The organism is Diplocloster hominis, assembly GCF_032380655.1.
In the GTDB taxonomy this organism is placed as follows: Bacteria; Bacillota; Clostridia; order Lachnospirales; family Lachnospiraceae; genus Diplocloster; species Diplocloster hominis.
In genome coordinates this window covers 19645-43148 of record NZ_JAWDIY010000023.1, presented here as the reverse complement: position 1 = coordinate 43148, position 23504 = coordinate 19645, and the positions used below count along the sequence as shown (strand labels likewise).

Below are 23504 nucleotides of genomic sequence, written 5' to 3'. Positions count from 1 at the left end.
AGGTAACACAATGAAGAAGAAGATTGCCCTTTTTACAGCAGTCTGTATTCTGGTAACGAGTCTGATCGGAGGCGGCCTGACCGTTTTCGGAGCGAACCTTAAAGTGGAAGCTCCCAAAACGGAGTATATGGAAAATCCGATCGGACTGGAACGTACGAATCCTGTTTTCTCGTGGAAACTGGATCGCGGCGACCAAAGAGGGATCATGCAGACCTCTTATCAGATTAAAGTAGCACAAAGTGAAAAAGATCTGAAAGACGGAACAAACCTGGTCTGGGATAGTTCTGTCGTGAATACAAACGACTGCAATGGGATTCCCTATGCCGGGGAAGCTTTGCAGGCGGGAAAACAGTACTTCTGGAATGTTACGGTGAATGACAATGACGGCGGTACGGCCGTGTCGGAAACTGCGACTTTCGGAATGGGTATGTTCGGGGAAAAAGACTGGAACAATGCCCAGTGGATCAGTAACACCGGCGGGTCCGGCGCAGCCGCGTCCGAAGATCTGGGTGTTTATTCGATCGAGTGTGATTTCACCGTAGAAATGGGAAGCCTGGGACTGATGTTCGGTGATCCCGCTGCGAACAGTTTTTATATGTGGCAGTTGAATTCTGATGAGGATAAAACCGACCATCATCTCCTGTTCCGCCCTCACAAATGGGTAAACGGCGGCCCCGCCCTGCTGGGTGAGTATGATATCGAATCCATTCTGCCAAATAACGAGTTCCTGAATAAGGAACATACTTTTAAAGTAGAAGTCAATAACGGAAAGATCAAAGCGTATCTGGATGATAAATTGTTGACTTATGACCAGCCTTTCGGCAGTACATCTGCCCGCAGTGAGGATTATCTGGAGGACACTTCGATTCCGGAACGGGGAGAAGTGGGAATCCGGGCATTCTATGGCGAAAATGATAAGGACAAGCTGTCTCTCAGCCGTCTTGTCTTAAAGGATGCCAACGGGAAACCGGTATACTATGACGATTTTTCCGGCATGAATTCTTTGATGGAAGGTACGGTACACGACGGCCAGGTCTGGCTGGCTCCGGAAAAAGATGAGCACCGCATCTGGCCTAAGAACGCAGACGCCAACGTATACTCGGTTCAGGTCGATACCCGCATCCTTCAGAACGCCGCCGGCCTGACCTTCGGCGCTGTCGATAACAGCCATTTCTATATGTGGCAGTTAAATACCTTCGACCATAAAGGCACCACCTACTTACGCCCTCACATCTGGAATCCGGGAGGGGCACTGCTCTCGGAAGTGAATATCAACGACGTACTGCCTGTTGAAAAGGCGGAAGGTCAGATGAATACCATGCGGATCGACGTGGACAATGGTACTCTCACCTGTTACGTCAATGGAACTAAAGTGGACGAGCGCAAGGACGACCGCTTACCTGAGATCGGTAATGTGGGCTTCCGTATGTCTGCTGACCAAGCTTCTTCCACAGACGAAAAAGCTGTGTTCGACAACCTGCTTCTGCGCGACAGCGGTGGGCATGTGGTAAGCTATGATGATTTTGAGGATCAGCTCAATCGCTATGGCTACGGAACCATTGAGAACGGCGCGCTCACGATTTCCAAAAACGGAGCCCAGGAAGTTTTCTTACGGGATAATACGAATCTGTCCAGCTCAAAGGTTCCCCTGTTGCGGAAAGATTTCGCTACGCAGGACAAAACGATCACCAGAGCCACCGTTTATGCCAGCGCTCTGGGCCATTACGAGCTGCAGTTAAACGGCCGGAAGGTTGGCGAAGATTATATGGCTCCCGGATGGACGGAATATGGCACCCGTGTACAGTACCAGGCCTATGATGTGACAGCACAGCTGGCCGGTAACGCAGAGAACACTCTCGGCGCCATGCTGGCTCCCGGATGGTACTCCGGAAACATCTCGATTCTGGGTAAAAACCGATATGGCAACAATCAGGCACTCATCGCCAATCTGGTCATTGAATACAGTGACGGTACCACCCAGAATGTCGTGACCGATAACACCTGGACCTATTCCATGGACGGCCCGATCGTAGAGACCGATATGTTCGACGGGGAGACCTACGATGCGAACAAGGAACTGGGCGGAAGCAAATATGGCTGGGCCAAGCCTTCCTTTGACAATTCGGACTGGGGCAGGGTAGGTGTCATGTTTGACAAAGCCTACAGCGTAAAAACCGGCGCCTCTGGTTCAAAAACCATCCAATTGACCGCACAGACCGGACCTACCGTGAAGAAAATTAAGGATGTGACTCCCCAGTCCATTACCACTGACGTTAACGGTAATTATATCGTTGATATGGGGCAGAACTTTGCCGGTATCGTGAATCTGTCGCTGAAAGGGACTGCAGGCGAAACCGCCAGGATCCGGTACGGCGAGATGTTAAATGATGCCAGCGGAGAAAAAACCGGCGACGGTCCGGAAGGCACCCTTTATACAGCAAACTTAAGATCCGCAAAGGCGACCGACTATTATACCTTTCAGTCAGACGCCAAAGAGACCTGGGAACCTACATTTACCTTCCATGGTTTCCGCTATGTAGAGATATCCGGTGTCTCTGAAGCGCCGAAGCTAAGCGATATCAAAGGTATCGCACTGGCATCCGGTATGGAAGAAACCGGAACCTTCGACAGCTCCAGCGCACTGCTGAATCAGATCTACAGCAATACCTTCTGGGGACAGCGTTCGAATTTCCTTTCCGTACCCACCGATTGCCCGCAGCGCGACGAGCGTATGGGCTGGGGGGCAGACACCACGGTATTCGCAGAAACCGGAATGCACAATATGGACGCCATGATGTTCTATCAGAAATGGCTGACCGACGTCAGAGACGGGCAGGCTTCCAATGGTTCCTACGGGGATGTGGCACCGAATCCTCATGGATTCATGAATGATGTGGTCTGGAGCTCCGGCGGAGTCGTCGTGCCTTATACCCTATGGCAGATGACCGGCGACACCCGTGTACTGTCCGATGGCTACTCCTCCATGAAAAAATACATGGATTTCCGCGCATCTCAGGGCAATCTACAGTCCTGCGGATACGGGGACTGGTTAGAACCTGTAGACGGCACTTCGAATAAAGAAGTGGTAGGAACTACCTATTACGCTTACCAGCTTGATTTAATGGCTCAGATCGCCGGCGCGCTGGGATATTCTGAGGACGCACAGGCTTACCGGGCCAAATATGAAGCGGTAAAGGCTGATTTTACCGCGAAACATATCTCCGCAGATGGTACTGTCTCCGGAGACGCCCAGAGTGCCTATGTTCTGACACTGGGTACCGGACTGGCTTCCTCTGAAAATGAGGCGCTGCTGGTTCAGAAACTGGTGGACCGGATCGAAGCGGACGGCAATCTCATGTCTGTGGGTTTTGTATCTGTGAATATGCTGATGCCGGTGCTGACCAAATACGGCCACAGCGATATCGCATATCAGCTGGCCATGAACACGGAATATCCTTCCTGGGGCTACAGCATCGAACAGGGTGCCACCACAATCTGGGAGAGATGGAATTCCTATACAAAAGCAAACGGTTTTGGACCAGTCAGTATGAACTCCTTCAACCACTACTCCTTCGGCAGTGTATGTGACTGGTTCTATAACGGAATCGCAGGCATCAACTATGATACCGAGAATCCGGGCTTTGAGCACATCATCATTTCTCCGGCCTTCGACGGCAGACTGGATCACGCGGCCGCCAGCTATGACAGCATCCGCGGCAATATCGTATCCGGCTGGACCAGATCCGCAGACAAGGTGGAGTTAAATGTAACGATTCCTGCCAATACCACGGCTACCGTTGTCATTCCGGCCTCCTTATCCACGATTCAGGAAGGCGGCCTGTTAACGAAAAAGCCTGTCACCGGGACGATTGACGGCATCACCAAGGTGGATGATACCACTGATCCCGGCAATGTCAGAATCGATGTCGGCTCCGGAAGTTATTCCTTCTCCTTTACCTGGAAAGCACCTGTGATCAAGACTTCCTTGTCCTCCGCCATCACCAAAGCGGAATCCAAGATCCAGATAGAAGAAGATTATACAAAAGCCAGTATTGACACAGTAAAAGAAGTGATCGTAAGGGCGAAAGGGGTTATGGACAGCCCTGAGGCCACTCAGGATGACGTAGACGCAATCACCGAAGAATTGGTTAAAGCTACAGAAGATCTGGTACCCGGTGGAAATAGAAATCTGGCCATCGGAGCTACCGTTAAGGCATCCAGCTCTGTAAGCGCGGAAGGTGTCTTCGCTCCGGGTAATCTGGTAGATGGGAAACGCGCAGGGGACGGCGGGACCACCTGGTCCTCCAGTAATTCCACGAATGCGAACCACTCGGAATGGGTTACTCTGGATCTCGGTGTCAAGACCAAGTTCAACCGTTTCCTGATCTTCCCGAGAAATGACGGGGCTCCTTCCGGATACGGTTTCCCGAAAGACTTTACGATTCAGGTATCCGAAGACGGTGAGAAATGGACCACCGTAACCGCCCGTTCCGATTATCCCTATGCCGGAACCACCCCTCAGCGTTTCACTACGCCGACGGAGCAGCTTGCCCAGTATGTGAAGCTTGACATGACCAGCCTGAATCCGAATCCTGCGGATGGAAACAGCTATCGGGCACAGCTGGCGGAATTTGAGATCTACTATATCGAAGGCGCTACCGTGGATAAAGCGGAACTGGACGCCCTGATCAAAGAAGCACAAAAAAAGCTGGAGGAGGATTATACTTCTGACACCTGGTCGGTATTTGCAGAAAAGCTGGCCGCTGCCATCGATGTATATGAAGATCCTTCCGCGACCGGCGCACAAATTCAGGCCGCTTATATCGAACTGGATCGAGCGCTCAAAAACCTGGTAAAACCCGATATCGCTCCTGTTGCCAACTGGATCTGGAACGAGGATACAGGCATCACTCCCCCCAACACCTGGATGGCCTTCCGAAAAGAGGTTACCCTGGATACCGCTCCCACCGGCCCGGTTATGGCCCAGATCGCTGCCGATTCCAAATACTGGATGTATATCAATGACCAAATGGCAGTCTTTGAAGGAAGCTTAAAGAGGGGACCGAATCCCCAGGATACTTACGTGGACAATGTGGATATCAGCCAATACTTAAAGGCCGGGGAAAACACCATATCCGTCCTGGTTTACCACTACGGAAAGAACGGTACCTATTCACATTCCAACAGCGGACACGGAGGCCTGTATTTCAATGCCGCCGGTGAAGGTGTGGACATTATTTCCAATCAGAGCTGGAAAGTCCAGAAACTGGATGCCTTCGGCACTTCCGCCAAACCGCTGAATTACCGGCTGCCGGAATCCAATCTGAAATATGATGCCCGGCTGGAAATCCCCGGCTGGTATCAGACCGGCTTTGATGATACATCATGGGCGGCCGCCAGCGTATATGGCAAAAAAGGAGCGGCTCCCTGGAACGACTTTGCAGACCGGCCGATACCGATGTTTAAGTATGATGACTACACTTTGTTTGAAGATTCCGACATAACCAAAACAAATATCACGACCGCGACTACCAGTTTAAACATTCCGGTGGACGAGTATGTCATCGAGGCCGGGTTCCAGGTTCTCTCCAAGGCATTTGGAATCGTATTCGGTTATCAGGATTCCGGAAACCTGAATATGTGGCAGATCAACGGGGATGGAAAGACAAAACCGATCCTGAAGCCGCATCTGAAAACAAGCGGCAGTTGGAATACCACAGGGCCTCAGCCCGAGATTGAAGTCGCTGAAGATGAGATTTTTACACATGATTATATCATGAAAGTGGAAGTAAAAGGCAAAAAGGCATATACCTATATCGACGGTACTCTGATCGATACCAGAGACGTCACCTATACTTCCGGCGGCATCGGTCTGCGTGCGGATTCTACGGAAAGAGGCAGTGTGGATTATCTCAAAGTAACCAGCCTTGACGGACAGACGGTTTACTATAATGATGATTTTGATTCCAATTCCTCATTCCCGAACGCTGCTGCTGAAAATGGGCGGCTGATCTGGCAGGGAGTGGGCAATACGGATGTGACCATCGCGTCGAACGTTCAGGATATGGTCCGCTATGAATGTAAACTGCCGACCAACTTCCAGTTCACGCCTTACCTGGAAGTAACCGCGCCAAACGCCGGCAGCAATATCAATATTTACACGGATAAAACATATGTACCGGATGGTCCCGCCCTGCAGGCGGAATATCTCACCAAAGAAGGCGGTCAGGCCTATGAGAATCTGGTATGGATGAACGGGGACAAGCTTTATTTCGAAGTTCCTTCCGACGTAACAGTCAATGCGCTGGGTTACCGCAAATCCGGTTATGACGCGGAATTTGATGGATCTTTTACCAGCGATGATGAGTTCCTGAACACCCTGTGGATCAAATCCAGAGATACCCTGTATGTCACCATGCGTGATAACTTCATGGATTGTCCCGACAGGGAAAAAGCACAGTGGTGGGGAGACGCCGTCAATGAAATGCAGATGGGATTCTACGCCCTCTCAACGGATGCGAACCTATTGGCTAAGAAAGGGATCGGCAATGTGCTCGGTTATGCCGCAGAGGACGGCCGGCTGCCCACGGTAGCTCCGGACGGCAGCGGTTTCCAGGAACTGCCCGCCCAGTCTCTGGCCGGAATTATGAGTTACTACATGTATTATCTGTATACCGGAGATATGGAAGTACTGCAGGATGCGTTCGGACCTTCCAGCAAGTATCTCCTGCTGTTCGAGATGAAACCTGACGGTACGGTCAAACACCGGTCGGGCTCCTGGGATTGGAGTGACTGGGGCAGCGGTTCCGACCAGGATCTGATCACCAACGAATGGTATTACATCGCTCTGGACAACACTCTGAAGATGGCGGAAGCGCTGGGCGAGGACATGAACAGCGAACAAACGAAAGAACTTCTGAAAAGGAAGCAGTCCATCGCAGATAACTTCGAAAAAGTATTTTGGAATTCGAATGGGTATTATCGCTCCGCGGGCGCAAGCGTTACGGATGACCGGGCCAACGCGCTGGCCGTATATGCAGGTCTTGTACCGGAAGAAAAATATCCCTATGTGCGGGACGTTTTAAATACGGTCCATCAGGCCAGCCCGTATATGGAAAAATATGTACTGGAAGCTCTCTATCTCATGGGATATGAGAACGATGCTCTCTCCCGGATGAAGACCCGCTACGCGGACATGGTGGCTTCGGACTACTCTACCTTATGGGAGTTCTGGGAAGCTGATAAAGGTACCACCAATCATGCCTGGACCGGCGGTCCTCTGACCATGATGAGCATGTACGCCACCGGTGTCTCTCCTCTTACCCCCGGGTATGAGAAGTTTAAGGTCGCTCCTCAGCTGGGTACCATTAAGACCATCGATACGAAGGTTCCGACCGTAAAAGGTGAGGTCCAGATCCAGGTATCCATCCATGCTGAGAATCCGGATGAATTAAACCTTACGGTTCAAGTACCGGAGGGTACCACCGGTGTCATTGGAGTTCCGCTGACCGGAGGAAAGGATGCCACCAGCGTAGAACTCGACGGAAATGTGATTTGGGAGAATGGAACAGATACACAAGGCGCTGCTTTGGCGAGCTGCGGTCTGGACGACAAATTTGTATACTTTGAATCTTCTTCCAGCATTACTCTGACCGCCAAACGCGGCGAGGTTCAGAATCTGACCATCGACGCAGATGACAAAGAAAACGTACAGCTTTATATTGACCAGGTACAAAAAGTTATGCCTTACCAGGGATTATATCCGAAGGGCAAAGAAGTACAGATCCAGTTCGTGTCCAAGTATGACGGGGAATATGGAATCAGCAGTATCGACGGGATTGAATTAGAGGACGAAACCCTGAATGATTACACGATCGCCATGGATGCCGATTATGATCTGACGGCTCATGTGGACTACGTGGGCCCGCGCAATATGGCTCTTCATGCCGCTGTCAGCGCGACAGACGCCATGAGTGCCGGCAGTGCCGACTGGGGAACCAATAATCTGACAGATGGAATCAGAACGAGTCAGACAGGGAAATCCGGTTTCACAACCAAGGATTATCCCGGCAATGATATCTCAGCATCGCCTCAGGAAATCACCATCAACCTGGGTAAAGTGGAGACCATCCATTCCGTATATCTGTATCCCAGAACAAACGCGGCAACCGCGGACGGCAAACATCCCTGCTATCCGAAAGATTTCACGATCTCCGTAAGCAAGGATGATGTGAACTATACGGTAGTCAGGACATTGACCGGTGAAATCGTGCCTCAGGGTCTGCGGGGAGAATACACCTTTGATCCCGTAGATGCACAATATGTTAAAATAACCACCACAAAACTGGGAGATTCGGCCGCTGACGAAGCCGGCGTCCGTTACCGCGTGCAGCTCACCGAGATCGAGGTATTCGGTGAAACCAGAGACGCGCAGGTTATAGCGGATTCCATCACAGAGCTGACCGCTCCTGAAAAAGATGCGCTCATAATGCCGTCGCCTGCAGTACCCGCCGGATTCACAGCAGCTATCACCACCTCCTCCAATCCTGCTGTCATCGGTTTGGACGGAACCATCGTTCCTCCGGAGGAAGATACGAATGTAACATTGATTTACACGATTACCAAGACCAGTGACAACACCAGTGCACAGACACGGGCCCTGACCTTACAAGTACCGGCTGCCACGCCTGTCCCGCCCGTCATCACGGTACATCCCCAGGCAGCGGAAGGTAAAGAGGGCTCAACCGCAAGCTTTGCTGTAACCGTCACCGGCACCTATCCTCATTATCAGTGGCAGTACAATGACAAGACCCAGTGGGTCGACATAACGGATGCAACAGACAGCACCTACACCACCTCCGCCCTGACCATGCTGGATAACGGAATGGAATTCCGATGCGTGATCACCAATAAAGCTGGTACTGCGGAAAGTAACAGCGCTGCACTTACGGTGACTTCGGCTCTGCCCACCGCTCAGGAAATCGCAGACGGCATATCCGTACAGAATCCTACAAAAGACGCAGTCAAGCTGACAATGCCAGCCGCAGCGCCCGGATTTGAGATCGCATTAAAATCTTCCGACAACGACGTGGTTCAGACAGATGGAACGATTACACCTCCGGATGCCGACACGGAAGTCAATCTGGTATTTACCATCACCAGACAATCGGATCAGACCACCGCGGACACCCAGCCGCTGCTGATTACTGTCCCTGCCGGAACTGCTGTCACACCGGAAATGACGGCGGCAGATATCGCAGGCTCGATTACTACAGCCAATAACCCGGCGAAAGACAGCGAAAGCTTCCTATTACCCGGAGTTCCCCAGGGCTTTACCATTGCCATCAAATCGGTGGATCCGGAAGGTATCCTGGGACTGGACGGGACGGTCACTCCTCCCAATGAGGACACCGCGGTACAGGTTGTATTTACCGTGACCAGAAGCAGTGATTCCACTGCGGCGGACACTTCAGCCATTACCATAACCGTACCGGCCAAAACGAAACTGGAACCTGTGGTTCCCGCTATTGAAACGAAACCGGCTGCTTCAGCTCTCTCTTACGGCCAGTCCTTACATGACAGTGTACTCACCGGCGGAAGTGCCTCCACGGAAGGTACCTTCAGCTGGAAAGATGAAACCGCGGTGCCAAACGCGGGACAGACCGGACAGACGGTACTGTTTACCCCGCAGGATACTACTTATTATCAATCCGTAGAATTCCTGGTGCCGGTAGATGTGGCCAAGGCTGACCCGGCAGTTACCGGGGAGAACGCAGTATCCGTTAAATACGGACAGAAGCTCTCCGACAGCACCTTAAGCGCCGAGGCCGTTCAGAACCCGATTACCCAGGAGATCGTCTATGGCCAGTGGCAGTGGGCGGATCCGGAAGCAAGGGCGGAAAACGGAAAATCTTATGAAGCCGTATTTACACCTAATGACACAACGAATTACAATGTGGTGAAAAAGTCTCTGGTTCTCACAACAGAAGCTGCAAAACCGGTGATCACGGTTACATTTACACCGGAACAGCAAAGCGCAGGGAAAGAAGCCGGAATCAGGATCACGGTTACCAATCCTTATGACGCAGCCTTTACCACTGGATTACCGGTACCGGAAATCGCCGGAATCACACTGACCGCGGATGGAAATACCTATACCGGAACTTTCACCGTACCGGAGAAGAGTGTCATCGGCATGAATATCGCCTTTGGTATCACCACACCGGAAGTTGCAGGCATGTACACAGCCGCATCCGGACACGCAGTTATGACAGTCGCTCCCGAAATCATTGATATCGGTTCCGGGAAACACACCGTCGATGTGACGCTGCCCACCAGTTCTTCCGTTACGACAGACGGCACCACGACCACCGCCGTCATCCAGGTTCCGGTATTCTCCCACAATCTCTCTGACGGAGAAGTCCTGGGGCTGGATCTGGTAATAGATGCGGCCAATATGGCGTCTATTATCCAAAACGCGGCTACAGACAATGTGCAGGTGCAGATCGTTCTTCCGAATTCCTTTACTCTGGATCCGAAGGTAGTGATCGACTCCCTGCTGGCACAAAACGTACTCTTTGATACGGCAGCGCGTGCGAATAAGTCTCTGACCTTTACTTTGACCGCAGAGGACGGTACCCCGTTATACACCTGGACCTTCCAGCAGCCTGCCAGCCAGACCTCAGGGGCGGATATCAATCTGGCACTGCGCCTTTACAAGGCGGCAGAAAATCAGGATATTCACTCCATCGCAGGCGACGACCGGGCGGTTGTGATCGCATTTGCCCACAGTGGAATCCTTCCGGGCAGGGCGGGTATCCGCGTTCCGGCAGGAAACCTGGGGTTGAATGCGGGTGAATCCCTGTATCTGTATTATTACAACGCGGCCAATAAGGAATTTACGCTCTGCGGCGAAGGCCTGACCGTGGATGAACTGGGATATGTGGGATTATCCATCGATCATTGTTCCGAATATGTATTAACAACGAAGAAGATCGAAAACAAGAAACCCGATGACGGCAATCAGGATAATAACAACCAGAATAACAATAATCAGAATAACAACAACCAGAACAACAACGGCGGGCACGATGACAACAATGGCAGCGGCTCCAATCAAACCATCAACGGTGCTCAAACCGGAGATGATGCGAATCCGATGATCTATATCATCTGCATGCTGCTCTGCCTGGCCGCAGCCGGTACGGCCGTATTCAAAAAGAAACATCCGATGAACCGGTAAATGTAAAAGAGGACCGGCGCTTTGGCAACGCCAGATAAGGAAGTATTTATGTAGGGGTACGGTGTAACTCAGTAAAATGGGTTACGCCGTTTCCTTTTGTCATTATGCTACAAAGCGGAAGTCCTGCGGATTTTCCCGTATTTCCTTCATCGTAGCAAGAATTTCCTGTTCGGTCGGAATATCTATCATCCCCACCGCTGTAAAGTAAATATCCACCCCAATACGCTCCGAGAATGTGAAGCGTTACGATACCAACTGCGGTGTATGTCCCCTTTAAAATGCTTCTGTACCAACTAAAATTGAGAATGTGGTGAGCGATAAAAAGGAAGAACATTCCCGCGCCGATCCATTTGTGTGCTGTTTCACCCCAAAACTGATAGCCCATTAAAAGAGCAGCCAATCAGGGCAAGACCTGCTCTAAGGGTACACGAATGCCACCCCTGCCCCCAAAAGCCGACACATGACTTTTCCGGTTTCATCTGTCCCTTACCCTTTGTCATCTGTGGAAAGGCAAAAAAATCGGGGCAAAAACGGCTGTTTTTTGCTCCATTTTTGCCCCGATTTTCGCTCCAAAACCACAACATATCTGGTTTCCGTAACCGGATACAGGTTCGATAACATCTTGCTCGACCATCTCCCTCAGCAGATCAGATGCCCTTGAAGATTTTATGTCAATTACGCTCATCACATCCGAGCGTCCAAAAATAGCCCGACCGAGAAATGCCTCACGGAGTTTCAGAATATGTCTTACAGTTTTGGGCTGAAATTTTTCTTCAATGTCCGGTTTTACAGTTCCGATGTCCGGTTTTTCTGACTCCTTAAATGTAGCTGATATGCAATGTCCGGTTATGAAGCGGATGTTTTTCATTCAGCAGAAGATTTCTCAAGAACAGCTCCAGAAACTCCATGGTCTCATGGATGCCGTTTTATATGTTGTTATAGTTTGCTCTGACAAGGGAATTGCGGAAATACCATGCATTCTCAGCAAAGATATCGTTTGTTACATCAAAACCGAGGGTGCGCAGATACTTGATGAAGAACACTGCCGTTGTTCTGGTATTGCCTTCACCGAAACATATTAATCCTTTACAACCGCTTTTCGCAGCAACAGCCAGCTGAGTCCGCTGAATATAGCCGAAGCCACCAGTGCCGACAGCATCCCGATATAGGGATTGCCAACCTGAAGCCCTGACAAGATTATAAATGCCCTGAATAAAAATTGAAAGATCACACCATTCAGCATCACATCCACGATAGGCAGCAGTACAAAGCACAGTACCGGTAATCCCACAGAAATCAGAAGCTTCCACTGTTTTCCCATCCGGTAATAGGTGATCGTTATTAAATATCCAGCCATCGTAAACGCAAAACAGCAGCAGAAAAGCAGCAGCAGATTCTCCACAGCAACGAGGATCGGCGATATAGACGCCATACGGTCTGAATACAGCATCTCATACAGAGTCCCCATCTGGATATCACGGTAGCCACTCCCTAACTTCGCCAAACTGGCCAGTACTTCCAGGACTACTGCCATTATCGCGCATACCGCGCCGGTAGAAAGCAGCTTCCCTGTAAATATAGTTTTCCGGGAAACACCGTTTTGCAGAAACATCCCGAAGTTCTCCTTGAATGTATTCAGCCCGATCACAAAAAGAAAAATAAATGCGGAAATTTCCAGGCCATTGGTAGTCCCCTGTAAACCAGGTATAAACAACGTCAGAATCAGAATTAAAAGAACTCCGGAAAATATAATCAGCGCTCTCGTTATATCCTGAAACTGGTATTTGACAGAAATTTTGATATTCATATTCTTCCCCTCCTAATCATTCGTCATCTGAATAAATAATTTCTGAAGATCCAGCTTCGACACTTCCAGACCCGCCGGCACTTCCTCTTTTCTGGCACTGCCCAGCAGATACGCGGACTTAAGACCGCCCAAAGTATCCTCGCCCAGGAGCTTACGCCCCGCAGTATACTGGTCCACCAGCGCCGCGCTTCCAGATACCGTATAACCCTTCGACAGCAGTTCCTCCGTCGTCTCATCCCGGATAATTCTGCCATTCTTAATGATAATGATCTGTTCGATGACATTGGCCACCTCTTCGATCAGGTGTGTGGAGATCACGATGGTGCTGGGGGAATCACTGTACTTCTCAATCAAAAGCTTATAAAACAGCTGACGGTGATTGGCATCCAGACCCAGTACAGGCTCATCAAACAGAACAAACGGCGTATTCACAGCCAACGCAATACAGATCTTAAAGATAGACTGGTATCCCGTAGATAAATCATGGATTTTCTTTTTCATGGGGAGCTGGAAGAGCCCTGCTGTGTTTTCCGCATAACCCATATCAAAATCAGGATAAAACTCCGCGCTCCATTGAAAGGCTTCTTTCACTTTCATTCCGGACGGATAATAGCTCTGCTCACTCATCAGATAGATTTTCCTAAGGACCTGGTCGTTCTCCACGGCCGCTTCCCCGTCTACCAGGACTTCCCCCTCATCCGCGAAAATCCGATTGGTAATCACATTCAATAACGTGGACTTACCCGCTCCGTTCCTGCCCAGCAGTCCATAAATCTTATTCTCCTGGAAGCAGATATTCACGTGATCCAGTGCAGTAACATCGCCGAAGTGTTTGCTCACCTGTTTTATTTCAATTCCGCTCATCTTTCAAACCCTCTTTCTATCAAATTTACTATGTCCTGTGGTGACAGCTCCAATCTTTTCGCCTCATCAATCATAGTCCGGATATACCGGTCATAAAACTGCTCTTTCCGCTTCTCTCTCAATACCTGTACTGCCCCTTTTGATACAAACATCCCGACTCCTCTTTTCTTATACACGATTCCTTCCTCTACCAGCAAATTAATCCCCTTTAACGCGGTAGCAGGGTTGATCTGATAGGTAACAGAAAATTCCGTTATCGATGGTATCTGACCCTCTTCGGGGAATGCCTGAGAAAGAATGGCGTCCTCTATTCCTTCCGCTATCTGGATAAAGATCGGCCTCTCTTCTTCAAATTCCAACTTCATAAGATACCCCCTTTGGTCCTTCGGTTAGTTAGTTGAGTAATTAACTGATATAATCATATATGATTGGGGGGCGGTTGTCAATGTTTTTTTTGGGGGTGAAGGGCCGGGGTGAGAGGGGTGGGGGGGATCCTTGCGGAACCGGGCGGCCGATCTCGTGGGGGCGAATCACTTCGACCAGGCCTAAGAACGGCTAACTCCGAAGTTGGGAGAACCTCTTATTGGCAGGGCCTGGAACAAACTCGCCAAAGTACGGCTCGGACAGTGTTCCAGGCCCTGCGAGGTTCTCCCAACTTCTGCGTAAGCCGTTCTAAGGCCCGGTCTCAAGTGATTCGCCCCCACGAGATCGGCCGCCCGGTTCCGCAAGGATCCCCCCCACCCCTCTCACCCCTGCTTTACCAAAAGCCTTTTTTCAAGTTGCTACGGGCTGATATGCTTTATACCTGTGGAGTGATTAGTTCGGATAAGTTTTTCTCTTACTAAGAGGGGAAGGAATTCTGTGGGCGTGGAGGTCTGGGACGGGGTAACGGACGAATACAAAATTCCCTGGGAGACAGAAAGAAGAACAGGGCTGCGTCACGCTTGAGGGCGAGGGCTGGCAGATCTAGTTGCAAAGGATTCCGGGCCCGCGGATAAGGGGGCGGAATCCTTTGTAACTAGATCTGCCAGGGCCCGCTCTTTGGCGTGATGCAGCCCTGTTCTTCTTTCTGTCTCCCGGGGAATTCTGTATTTGTTGGGCAGGGCCTGTTCCAGGCTAGTTCGACCACAGAATTTTTCCGGGTTCTTCGCACTGAGGCTTATGCCTCAAGTGCTTTTGCAATAATATCTGCACATTTTTCATATCCCAGAGCCGAACTGTTCAGGCACAGGTCGTACGATTCCAGCCTTCCCCACTCCGTTTGGGCGAAGGAGTTGTAGTAGCTCCTTCGTTTTATGTCTTTTCTTTTGATGTAGGATTCTATGTTTTTCATGTCGATGTGATCGACTTCGTGGGCTCTTTTGATCCGGTCCTCCATGTTGGCGTAGATGAATACACGGAACGGTTTTCCGGTCTCCATCAGCGCCAGATCGGCACACCGGCCGATGAAGATGGCCGGGTGTTGCTCTGATAATCTGCGGATGGTTTCACATTCCGCCTGGAAGATCTCATAGGGTTCCATTACTTTTCCAAAATTCCGGGCGTTTCCGGAAGTTAATACAGCCAGGTTGTAGAGCAGGCTGTCTGTCCGGATCTCGTCTTTTTCCCTTAGAACGCCGGGATTCAGGCCGTATTTTTCGGCGGCCAGAAGTACCAGCTCGTAGTCATAATAGGGCATATCCAGTTTTTTGGACAGCAGCTTTCCGACCTCTCTGCCGCCGCTTGAGTATTGTCTGCCTATGGTGACACTTCTGTTTATCATGTTGCTCCTTCCTTTCTTTTCGTCTGCAGCGGGCTTTATGCGATCGCTTCCTCAAACTGGGAGTTGTAGAGTTCTGCGTAGAAACCATTTTTCGCCAGGAGTTCTTCGTGGCTGCCCTGCTCGATGATATCACCGTCTTTCATGACCAGGATCAGGTCCGCGTCCTTGATCGTGGACAGTCTGTGGGCAATGACAAAACTGGTCCTGCCTCTCATCAGATTATTCATGGCTTTCTGAATCCGGGCCTCGGTTCTGGTATCAACGGAACTGGTCGCCTCATCCAGAATCAGTATTTTATTGTCCGCCAGTATGGCACGGGCAATGGTTAAGAGCTGTTTTTGTCCCTGCGAGACATTATCGGCCTCTTCATTCAGCTCCATCTGATAGCCTCCGGGCAATGTCTGTATGAAATGATGGGCATGGGCCGCTTTGGCTGCAGCGATGACTTCCTCGTCTGTGGCGTCCAACCTGCCGTAACGGATATTTTCCATAATCGTCCCCTTGAACAGCCAGGTGTCCTGGAGTACCATTCCGAAGCTCTCCCTTAATTCACTGCGGTTGAAATCCCGGATGTCATGGCCGTCAACTTTGATACAGCCGCCGTTTACGTCATAGAAGCGCATCAGCAGCTTCACCATAGTGGTCTTACCGGCCCCGGTGGGCCCGACGATGGCCACGGTCTGACCAGGCTCTACCTCGCAGCTGAAATCATTGATGATAATTTTATCCGGATTATAACCGAAATGGACGTGTTCAAAAGTGACCCTGCCCTGAATTTCATCTACGGATACCGGGTTCTCTACATTGTCAATTTCTTCTTCCTCATTCAGGAACTCGAAAACACGCTCCGACGCGGCCGCTGTGGACTGAAGCATATTGGAGACCTGCGCCAGCTGCGAGATCGGCTGCGTAAAGTTACGGACATACTGGATAAATGCCTGGATGTCGCCGACTTCTATGACCCGTTTGACCGCCAGAATACTTCCGCTGACCGCCACTGCCACGTAGCCCAGGTTTCCCACGAACATCATAATCGGCTGCATCATTCCGGACAGGAACTGGGACTTCCAGGCTGACTGGAACAGCACATCGTTGGTTTCATCGAACTCCTGAATAGCAGCTTTCTCCCGGTTGAAGGCTTTGACGATATTGTGGCCGCTGAACACCTCTTCCACCTGGCCGTTTACCTTACCCAGATATTTTTGCTGGGTAATGAAATATTTCTGTGACATTTTTACAACGATGCCGATCAGCAATACGGAGATCGGCAGGATGACCAGCGCGATCAGCGTCATCAGCGGGCTTATGCTTAACATCATGATCAGCACGCCGATGATCATGGTGACGGAGGTGATCAGCTGGGTAACACTCTGATTTAAGCTCATACCCAGAGTATCCACATCGTTGGTGATTCTGGAGAGGACTTCGCCCACCGTCTTGGACTCAAAATATTTCATGGGCATCCGGTTGATCTTTTCCGAAATCTCCTTGCGGAACCGGAAGCAGAGTTTCTGGGAGATACCAGTCATGATCCAGCCCTGTACGAAGGAAAACAGGGAACTGATCAGATACAGGCCCAGCATGATCAGCAGAATCCGCCCTATCTTTGTAAAATCAATGCCTCCCGAACCGGATATCTTGCCCATCAGCCCGTTGAAAATCTCGGTGATCGCCTTACTCAGCACCTTCGGACCGGCGATGTTAAAAGCAGTGCTGCCTATGGCAAAAATCAGCACAAAGACAATTCCTACTTTATATTTACTCATATATTTTAATAATTTTACAATGGTTCCTTTAAAATCTTTTGCCTTTTCGCCCGGCACCATTCCATGTCTGGGCCCCATGGGCCTTGCACTGCTGCTGTCATCTTTTTTACTCATGATGCGCGGCCTCCTTTCAGTTCTTTCTCCGAGAGCTGCGATTTCGCGATTTCCTGATAGGTTTCACAGTTTTCCAGCAATTCCTCATGATTTCCCATCCCCACGATCCTGCCTTCATCCAGCACGATGATCTGATCTGCGTGGAGGATGGTACTGATCCGCTGGGCCACGATAATAACGGTCGCACCCTGAACCTTCTCATTCAGGGCTTTACGCAGAACCACGTCGGTCTTATAGTCCAGCGCAGAAAAACTGTCGTCAAACAGAAATACCTTCGGATTCTTCGCGATCGCCCTGGCGATGGACAGCCTCTGCTTCTGGCCGCCGGACACATTCGTTCCGCCTTCGGATATACGGCTCTTGTACTGTTCCGGCTTGGAATCTATGAATTCCACCGCCTGAGCGATCTCAGCCGCCTGTACCATGGCCTCGTCCGTTATCGTGTCCCCGCCGGCGAATTTGATATTGGATTCAATATTTCCGGAAAACAGCATTCCCTTCTGGGGTACAAAGCCGAGAAGCTCTCTTAGCTTATGCTGGGACAGATCCCGGATATCCACGCCGTCCAGCGTGATCCGGCCTCCGGTTACATCGTAAAATCTGGGGATCAGATGGATCAGGGTGGACTTTCCGCAGCCGGTACTGCCGATAATCGCTGTCGTTTCACCGGGCTTTGCCGTGAAGTTTAAGTGGTGAAGGGTATTCTCCTGCGCTCCGGGATAGTGGAACGATACGTCCTCAAAAGTCAATACCCCCCGGCATTCAGTCAGCTTTTCATCCAGGTTCTTCTCTTTATCCTGTATCGAACATGACGTCTGCATAACCTCGTCGATCCGGACTGCCGCGACTCCTGCCCGGGGCAGCATGACGGACATCATGGTAATCATCAGGAAGGACATGATAATCTGCATCGTATAAGTGATAAATGCCATCATATCACCGACCTGCAGATTCCCCAGATCGATTCCCTGCGCTCCCACCCAGACGATCAGAACCGTGGTGCAGTTCATCACCAGCATCATAGCGGGCATCATAAATGTCATGATCCGGTTGGTAAACAGCTGGGTTGACATCAGGTCTTTGTTGGCCTTCTCAAACCGCTTTTCTTCAAAGCGTTCCCGGCTGAACGCCCGGATCACCGGAAGTCCGGTCAGAATCTCCCGGGACACCAGGTTCAGTTTATCCACAAGAAGCTGCATCTTTTTGAACTTCGGCATAGCGGCGGACATCAATACCGCAACCAGAAGTATACTGGCTCCCACCGAGACACCGATGATCCATCCCATCCCTGTCCTGGTACCGGCCACTTTGATAATACCGCCGATTCCCAGAATAGGAGCATATATGACGAAACGCAGCATCATAACCGTTGTCATCTGCACCTGCTGGATATCATTGGTACTTCTGGTGATCAGGGAAGCAGTAGAAAAATGATCCAGCTCATTCCCGGAGAAATCAACCACTTTCTGAAACATCCGGCTGCGCAGATTCCGCCCGATCCTGGCCGCGGAATAAGAGCCCAGCATACCGGCCAGTATGGCCGCAATCACCATCACCAGCGTATATAAAAGCATAATTCCGCCGGATTTCAGCAGATAATGGGTCTGATAAGCGCCCATATCGATTCCCAGCGCTTCATACTCGGCTTTCACAAATAAGATCGCCTTTTGGGTAATCAGGGATTCCTGCAGATCTCCCATCTGGCTTAAAGCCTGATCCTTCATTTTCAGGACCTGATCTTTCGTCATCTGTCCGGAATCGATCATGCCCTTCAGCGACTCCATGGTCATCTTCCCGGATTCCTCCACAGATGAGATCAGTATCATGGGAGTACCCAGCATCTCATCCAGCTGTTCCAGGGTCTTTTTATTTTTGGTATTTAACACATAATTGCCGTCCGCATCCTGGTCATAACTGGCCGTCAATGTCTTAATCTGCGCATCGTCCAGAAAACAGCTCAGGTTCTCAAAGGTCTCCGGTCTCATTTTCTCCGGGGCCACATATTCGATGCCCCCCTGCTGTATTCCGACATCTACAATATTGGACGTATATTGGGGCAATGCCAGGTCACAGTACGCCTGAATAACCAGTAAGGCTATAATCAGTACCACCATACCCTTAACATCGCGCAGGTACTTGAATAATTTTGTCATCGTCTCTCTCCTTTCGTCCTGCTGTCTAACTCATCATCAATAATATCCGCTAACTCATTCCACAATACAATCAGCTGGCGGATATCCTCCTCCTTCATACGGTTTACTACACTTTTCAAAAATTCATCCATCGTGTCCACTGCATCCTGATGCTTCTGCCGTCCGGCCTCCGTCAGGAATACATAGGTATTTCTCCTGTCCTTTCTGTCCACCTCTCTGCTGATCAATCCCCGCTCTTCCAGTGTATGCAGCATTCTGGAAACTGCTGAGGACGCGATCTTCATATTTTTGGCCAGATCCGATACGCAGATCTTCCTTCCGTTATCCTGGATCAGCGTATAGCGGTATATGACTTCCAAAGCCAGGAATTCTCCCTGAGAAATATCCGGAAACAGCACACTGAGCCTTACTCGTCTCATTCTACCGGCAGCTTTTAACAGCTCTTCGGTTACCCCTCCTCGGTCCATTTCCTCATTCCTTTCCGTATCAAAATAAATATTTAACAATGTTATCTATTTACATTGTAAAATTTTAACTCCGATATGAACTACTGTCAATATCTAAAATAGTTAAAGAATTATTTACAAAAGGTATGTCTTTCGTCAATTTATATGATATCGATTCCACAAACTTTATTGACACTAAATTTGATCTATATTATTATACTTTATAGTTAGATTTCACAAGATTCCCGTTCAGAAAACTCAAAAATCCCCGGCTGCGGCGTATTTGTCTGCAGTCTCTGACTTTTACAAAAGAAAAAGGAGCCGGCAATGCTGGAAAAAATCAACCGACAGTATGATATTATCCGAAAATTGAAGTTATTAAACCTTTCCGATTCCCTCAATATCCTGCCCCACGGGGAACTGGCTATACTAGATATCCTATGGAAAGCCTCCGAATCCCATCCGGGACAATACATTACCGTCTCCGACATCGCAAAACAGCTGGGTGTAACACTACCCGCGATATCCCGTACGTTACGCAAATTAGCAATGAAAGGCTGTATCCAGCGTCTGACTGACCGTCAGGACCGCAGGATCACATATGTCCTTATCACAGAATACGGCCGTACCGTCCTAAATGACAATATCGAAATCATAACAACCTTCATGAACCGGGTATTTTCCCATTTTGAACCAAACGAAATAGACGAATATTTTAATCTGTCCAAAAAAATGGCAGATTCCATTACGGAAGAAGAAAAACTGCTGCTGAAACAAAACTCCTAGCGTTGGAGCGACGGGAGGAGAGGGAAGCAGCGGGGGCTTGGGCACCAAAGCAGGAGCGTTCTGCCGCAAAGGCAGGCTTGCCGGGAGGGGCAAAAAAGAAACGGCCCCCAAACCGCTTGAGGTCGGACCTTAGAACGGGTTACGCAGAAGAGGACGAAACCTCGCAGGACCCGGGGCACTGTCTGAGCCGTATTCCGGCGAGTTTGCCCCGGGTCCTGCTAATCAGAGGTTTCGTCCTCTTCGTAGTTACCCGTTCTTAGGTCTGGCCGAAGCGGTTTGGGGGCCGTTTCTTTTTTGCCCCTCCCGGCAAGCCTGCCTTTGCGGCAGAACGCTCCGGACCTTAGTAAATAAAATCCCCCTTATTGGCAGAAGATCCCACCCATATCATGCTGGCAGATCAGTTTCACACCGTTCTCGCCCAGCACTTCGATGGCTCTTTCATTGTCGGTTACCCGAAGGATCATATAAGCATAGCCTTCTTTTCGGGAGGTAAAGGCGTAGGTGTATTCCAGATTGATCTCATTTTCTGCCAGCAGATCCAGTATTTTGGCCAGGCTGCCGGGTTTATCCGGCATCTCTACCGCCAGTACCGGCGTGATGGAGAATACGTAATCCGCTTCTTTCAGGACACAGGCGGTTTTGTAGGAATCATCCACGATGATTCTTAAGATTCCGAAATCCTTGGCGTCCGCCACGCACAGCGCATGCATATTGATCCCGTGCTGCTCCAGCAGTTTGGCGAATTCCGTCAGCTGTCCGGGCTTATTTTCCAGAAATACAGATATTTGTTTTGCTGTCATAAGTTTCTCCTCCTAATGGATTAGTATAGATTCCGCTTATCGATCACGCGGACAGCCTTTCCTTCACTTCTGGTGATACTCTTAGGCGCGACCAGTTTCACAACCGCGTAGATGCCCAGCATAGCCTTTAACGCGCCGTTTAATTCTTTCTCTCTTACCGTAATCTTGGACAGTTCGTCGGAGAACATCTCAGGGGTCATCTCTACCAGGACTTCCAGCTTGTCGCTGTTGTTCTCACGGGTCACGATAATCTGGTAGTTGGCCGGATATCCCTTGTTCAGCAATACGGTCTCGATCTGGGACGGGAATACGTTGACGCCCTTGACGATCAGCATATCGTCGCTCCGGCCCATAGGTTTGGACATGCGCACGTGGGTTCTGCCGCAGGAACATTTCTCCCGGTTCAGCACACAGATGTCCCTGGTGCGGTAGCGAAGAAGCGGGAATGCCTGCTTCGTGATGCTGGTGAATACCAGCTCCCCTTTTTCCCCGTCAGGCAGGACTTCTCCAGTCACCGGATCGATGATCTCCGCGATGAAATGGTCTTCATTTACATGCATACCGCCCTGGGCGCTGCACTCAAAGGATACGCCCGGGCCTGAGATCTCGGTCAGGCCGTAGATGTCATAGGCTTTGATATGTAATTTATTCTGGATGTCCTGGCGCATCTCTTCACTCCAGGCTTCCGCTCCGAAGATACCTGCTTTTAACTTAATCTGATCCTGCAGGCCCCTCTCATAGATACTCTCCGCCAGATAAGCGGCATAGGAGGGAGTACAGCACAGAATCGTGGAGCCCAGATCACACATGAACTGGATCTGGCGGTCCGTATTTCCCGAGGACATGGGAAGGGTCAGGGAACCTACCTTGTGGGACCCCCCGTTTAAGCCGGGACCTCCGGTAAATAATCCATAGCCGTAGCACACATGAACAACATCATCCTTAGTCCCGCCGGCCGCGACAATCGCGCGGGCACAGCAGTCATCCCACAGGTCCAGGTCATGCTGGGTGTAAAACGCCACCACCCGGCGTCCTGTCGTCCCGCTGGTGGACTGTATTCTCACACAGTCGGACAAGGGTACGGCTAACAGGCCGTAAGGGTAAGCCTCCCTCAAATCATCCTTGGTAAGGAAAGGCAGTTTATTCAGGTCCTCTGTGGATCTGATATCCTCCGGCACCACTCCTTTCTTCTCCATCAGATTGCGGTAGTACGGTACGTTGTCATATACATGTTTTACTTGCTTTACAAGCCGCTCATCCTGCCAGGCTTTGATCTGGTCCCTGGATGCGCATTCAACTTCCGGCTGATAATAATTAGACATTGAAGTGTATCCTCTCTTTTCCTAAGTTTTCCATTAATCCACTATAATCAAATCGTGATTCTCCAGCAGCTGAGTCGCTTCTTCGATATCGTCGGTGTGGAACACCATCACCGGCGCCTGGTTTTCACGGATCACGAAAGAATAGATATAGTTTATACTGATATTTCCATCGGCGAGGATCTTTAACATGGCGTTTAAACTGCCTTTTTTATCCTCCAGCTCCACCGCCAGCACATCTCCTACACGTACAACAAAGCCCCTGGCCGTCAGGGCTGCTTTGGCTTGTGTCGGCTGATCCACGATTAACCGCAGGATACCGAACTCCGGCGTGTCGAAAGAGGAGATCGCCCGGATATTGATATCCGCATCCAGAAGTGCGTTTGTTACATTCATCAGGCTTCCGGAACGGTTTTCTACAAAAACGGATAACTGTTTTAACATG

13 protein-coding genes and 1 pseudogene are annotated in these 23504 nt (G+C 50.2%); 2 read left to right on the top strand and 12 right to left on the bottom strand.

What is annotated here, in order from left to right:
* The first annotated feature begins 10 nt into the window (after positions 1-10).
* Complete coding sequence (locus ABC831_RS18745; protein ID WP_343249604.1) at positions 11-11242, top strand: family 78 glycoside hydrolase catalytic domain; 11232 nt, start codon at positions 11-13, stop codon at positions 11240-11242.
* 46 nt (positions 11243-11288) lie between these two features.
* Here ABC831_RS18745 and ABC831_RS18740 read toward each other — a convergent pair whose 3' ends face one another.
* The 9 genes and pseudogenes from ABC831_RS18740 to ABC831_RS18700 all read right to left on the bottom strand — a co-directional run bounded on the left by ABC831_RS18740 (position 11289) and on the right by ABC831_RS18700 (position 20127).
* Positions 11289-11627, bottom strand: a complete 339-nt coding sequence (locus ABC831_RS18740) for a hypothetical protein (RefSeq protein WP_343249603.1) — start codon at positions 11625-11627, stop codon at positions 11289-11291.
* A gap of 111 nt (positions 11628-11738) precedes the next feature.
* Positions 11739-12315 (bottom strand): annotated as a pseudogene (locus ABC831_RS18735) (hypothetical protein); the annotation flags it as partial.
* 5 nt (positions 12316-12320) lie between these two features.
* On the bottom strand, positions 12321-13049 hold the full coding sequence (locus tag ABC831_RS18730; protein ID WP_343249602.1) for a hypothetical protein: 729 nt from the start codon (positions 13047-13049) through the stop codon (positions 12321-12323).
* Between the two features lie 12 nt (positions 13050-13061).
* Positions 13062-13913: an ATP-binding cassette domain-containing protein gene (locus tag ABC831_RS18725; RefSeq protein ID WP_343249601.1), complete on the bottom strand. Its 852-nt coding sequence runs from the start codon at positions 13911-13913 to the stop codon at positions 13062-13064.
* Positions 13910-14278: a GntR family transcriptional regulator gene (locus ABC831_RS18720; protein WP_343249600.1), complete on the bottom strand. Its 369-nt coding sequence runs from the start codon at positions 14276-14278 to the stop codon at positions 13910-13912. Before ABC831_RS18720 ends, ABC831_RS18725 begins: the two co-directional genes overlap by 4 nt.
* A gap of 794 nt (positions 14279-15072) precedes the next feature.
* The gene (locus ABC831_RS18715) at positions 15073-15675 is read right to left on the bottom strand and encodes a cytidylate kinase-like family protein (RefSeq protein ID WP_343249599.1); all 603 of its coding nucleotides are present in this window, start codon (positions 15673-15675) and stop codon (positions 15073-15075) included.
* 35 nt (positions 15676-15710) lie between these two features.
* The gene (locus ABC831_RS18710) at positions 15711-17555 is read right to left on the bottom strand and encodes an ABC transporter ATP-binding protein (protein ID WP_343249598.1); all 1845 of its coding nucleotides are present in this window, start codon (positions 17553-17555) and stop codon (positions 15711-15713) included.
* Positions 17552-19708 carry an ABC transporter ATP-binding protein gene (locus ABC831_RS18705; protein WP_343249597.1) on the bottom strand — a complete coding sequence of 719 codons (2157 nt, stop codon included), beginning with the start codon at positions 19706-19708 and terminating at the stop codon, positions 17552-17554. The genes ABC831_RS18710 and ABC831_RS18705 overlap by 4 nt, the downstream gene beginning before the upstream one ends.
* Positions 19705-20127 carry a MarR family winged helix-turn-helix transcriptional regulator gene (locus ABC831_RS18700; protein WP_343249596.1) on the bottom strand — a complete coding sequence of 141 codons (423 nt, stop codon included), beginning with the start codon at positions 20125-20127 and terminating at the stop codon, positions 19705-19707. Before ABC831_RS18700 ends, ABC831_RS18705 begins: the two co-directional genes overlap by 4 nt.
* A gap of 354 nt (positions 20128-20481) precedes the next feature.
* Between ABC831_RS18700 and ABC831_RS18695 the strand changes: the two genes are divergently transcribed.
* On the top strand, positions 20482-20940 hold the full coding sequence (locus ABC831_RS18695; RefSeq protein ID WP_343249595.1) for a MarR family winged helix-turn-helix transcriptional regulator: 459 nt from the start codon (positions 20482-20484) through the stop codon (positions 20938-20940).
* Positions 20941-21299: 359 nt separating this feature from the next.
* Here the strand turns inward: ABC831_RS18695 and ABC831_RS18690 are convergent, their stop codons facing one another.
* The 3 genes from ABC831_RS18690 to ABC831_RS18680 are packed head-to-tail and all read right to left on the bottom strand — an operon-like array spanning position 21300 to position 23503.
* Positions 21300-21740, bottom strand: a complete 441-nt coding sequence (locus tag ABC831_RS18690; protein WP_343249594.1) for an ACT domain-containing protein — start codon at positions 21738-21740, stop codon at positions 21300-21302.
* Between the two features lie 20 nt (positions 21741-21760).
* On the bottom strand, positions 21761-23062 hold the full coding sequence (locus ABC831_RS18685) for a phenylacetate--CoA ligase family protein (RefSeq protein WP_343249593.1): 1302 nt from the start codon (positions 23060-23062) through the stop codon (positions 21761-21763).
* A 33-nt stretch (positions 23063-23095) separates the two neighbouring features.
* Positions 23096-23503, bottom strand: a complete 408-nt coding sequence (locus ABC831_RS18680) for an ACT domain-containing protein (RefSeq protein WP_343249592.1) — start codon at positions 23501-23503, stop codon at positions 23096-23098.
* Position 23504 lies beyond the last annotated feature (1 nt).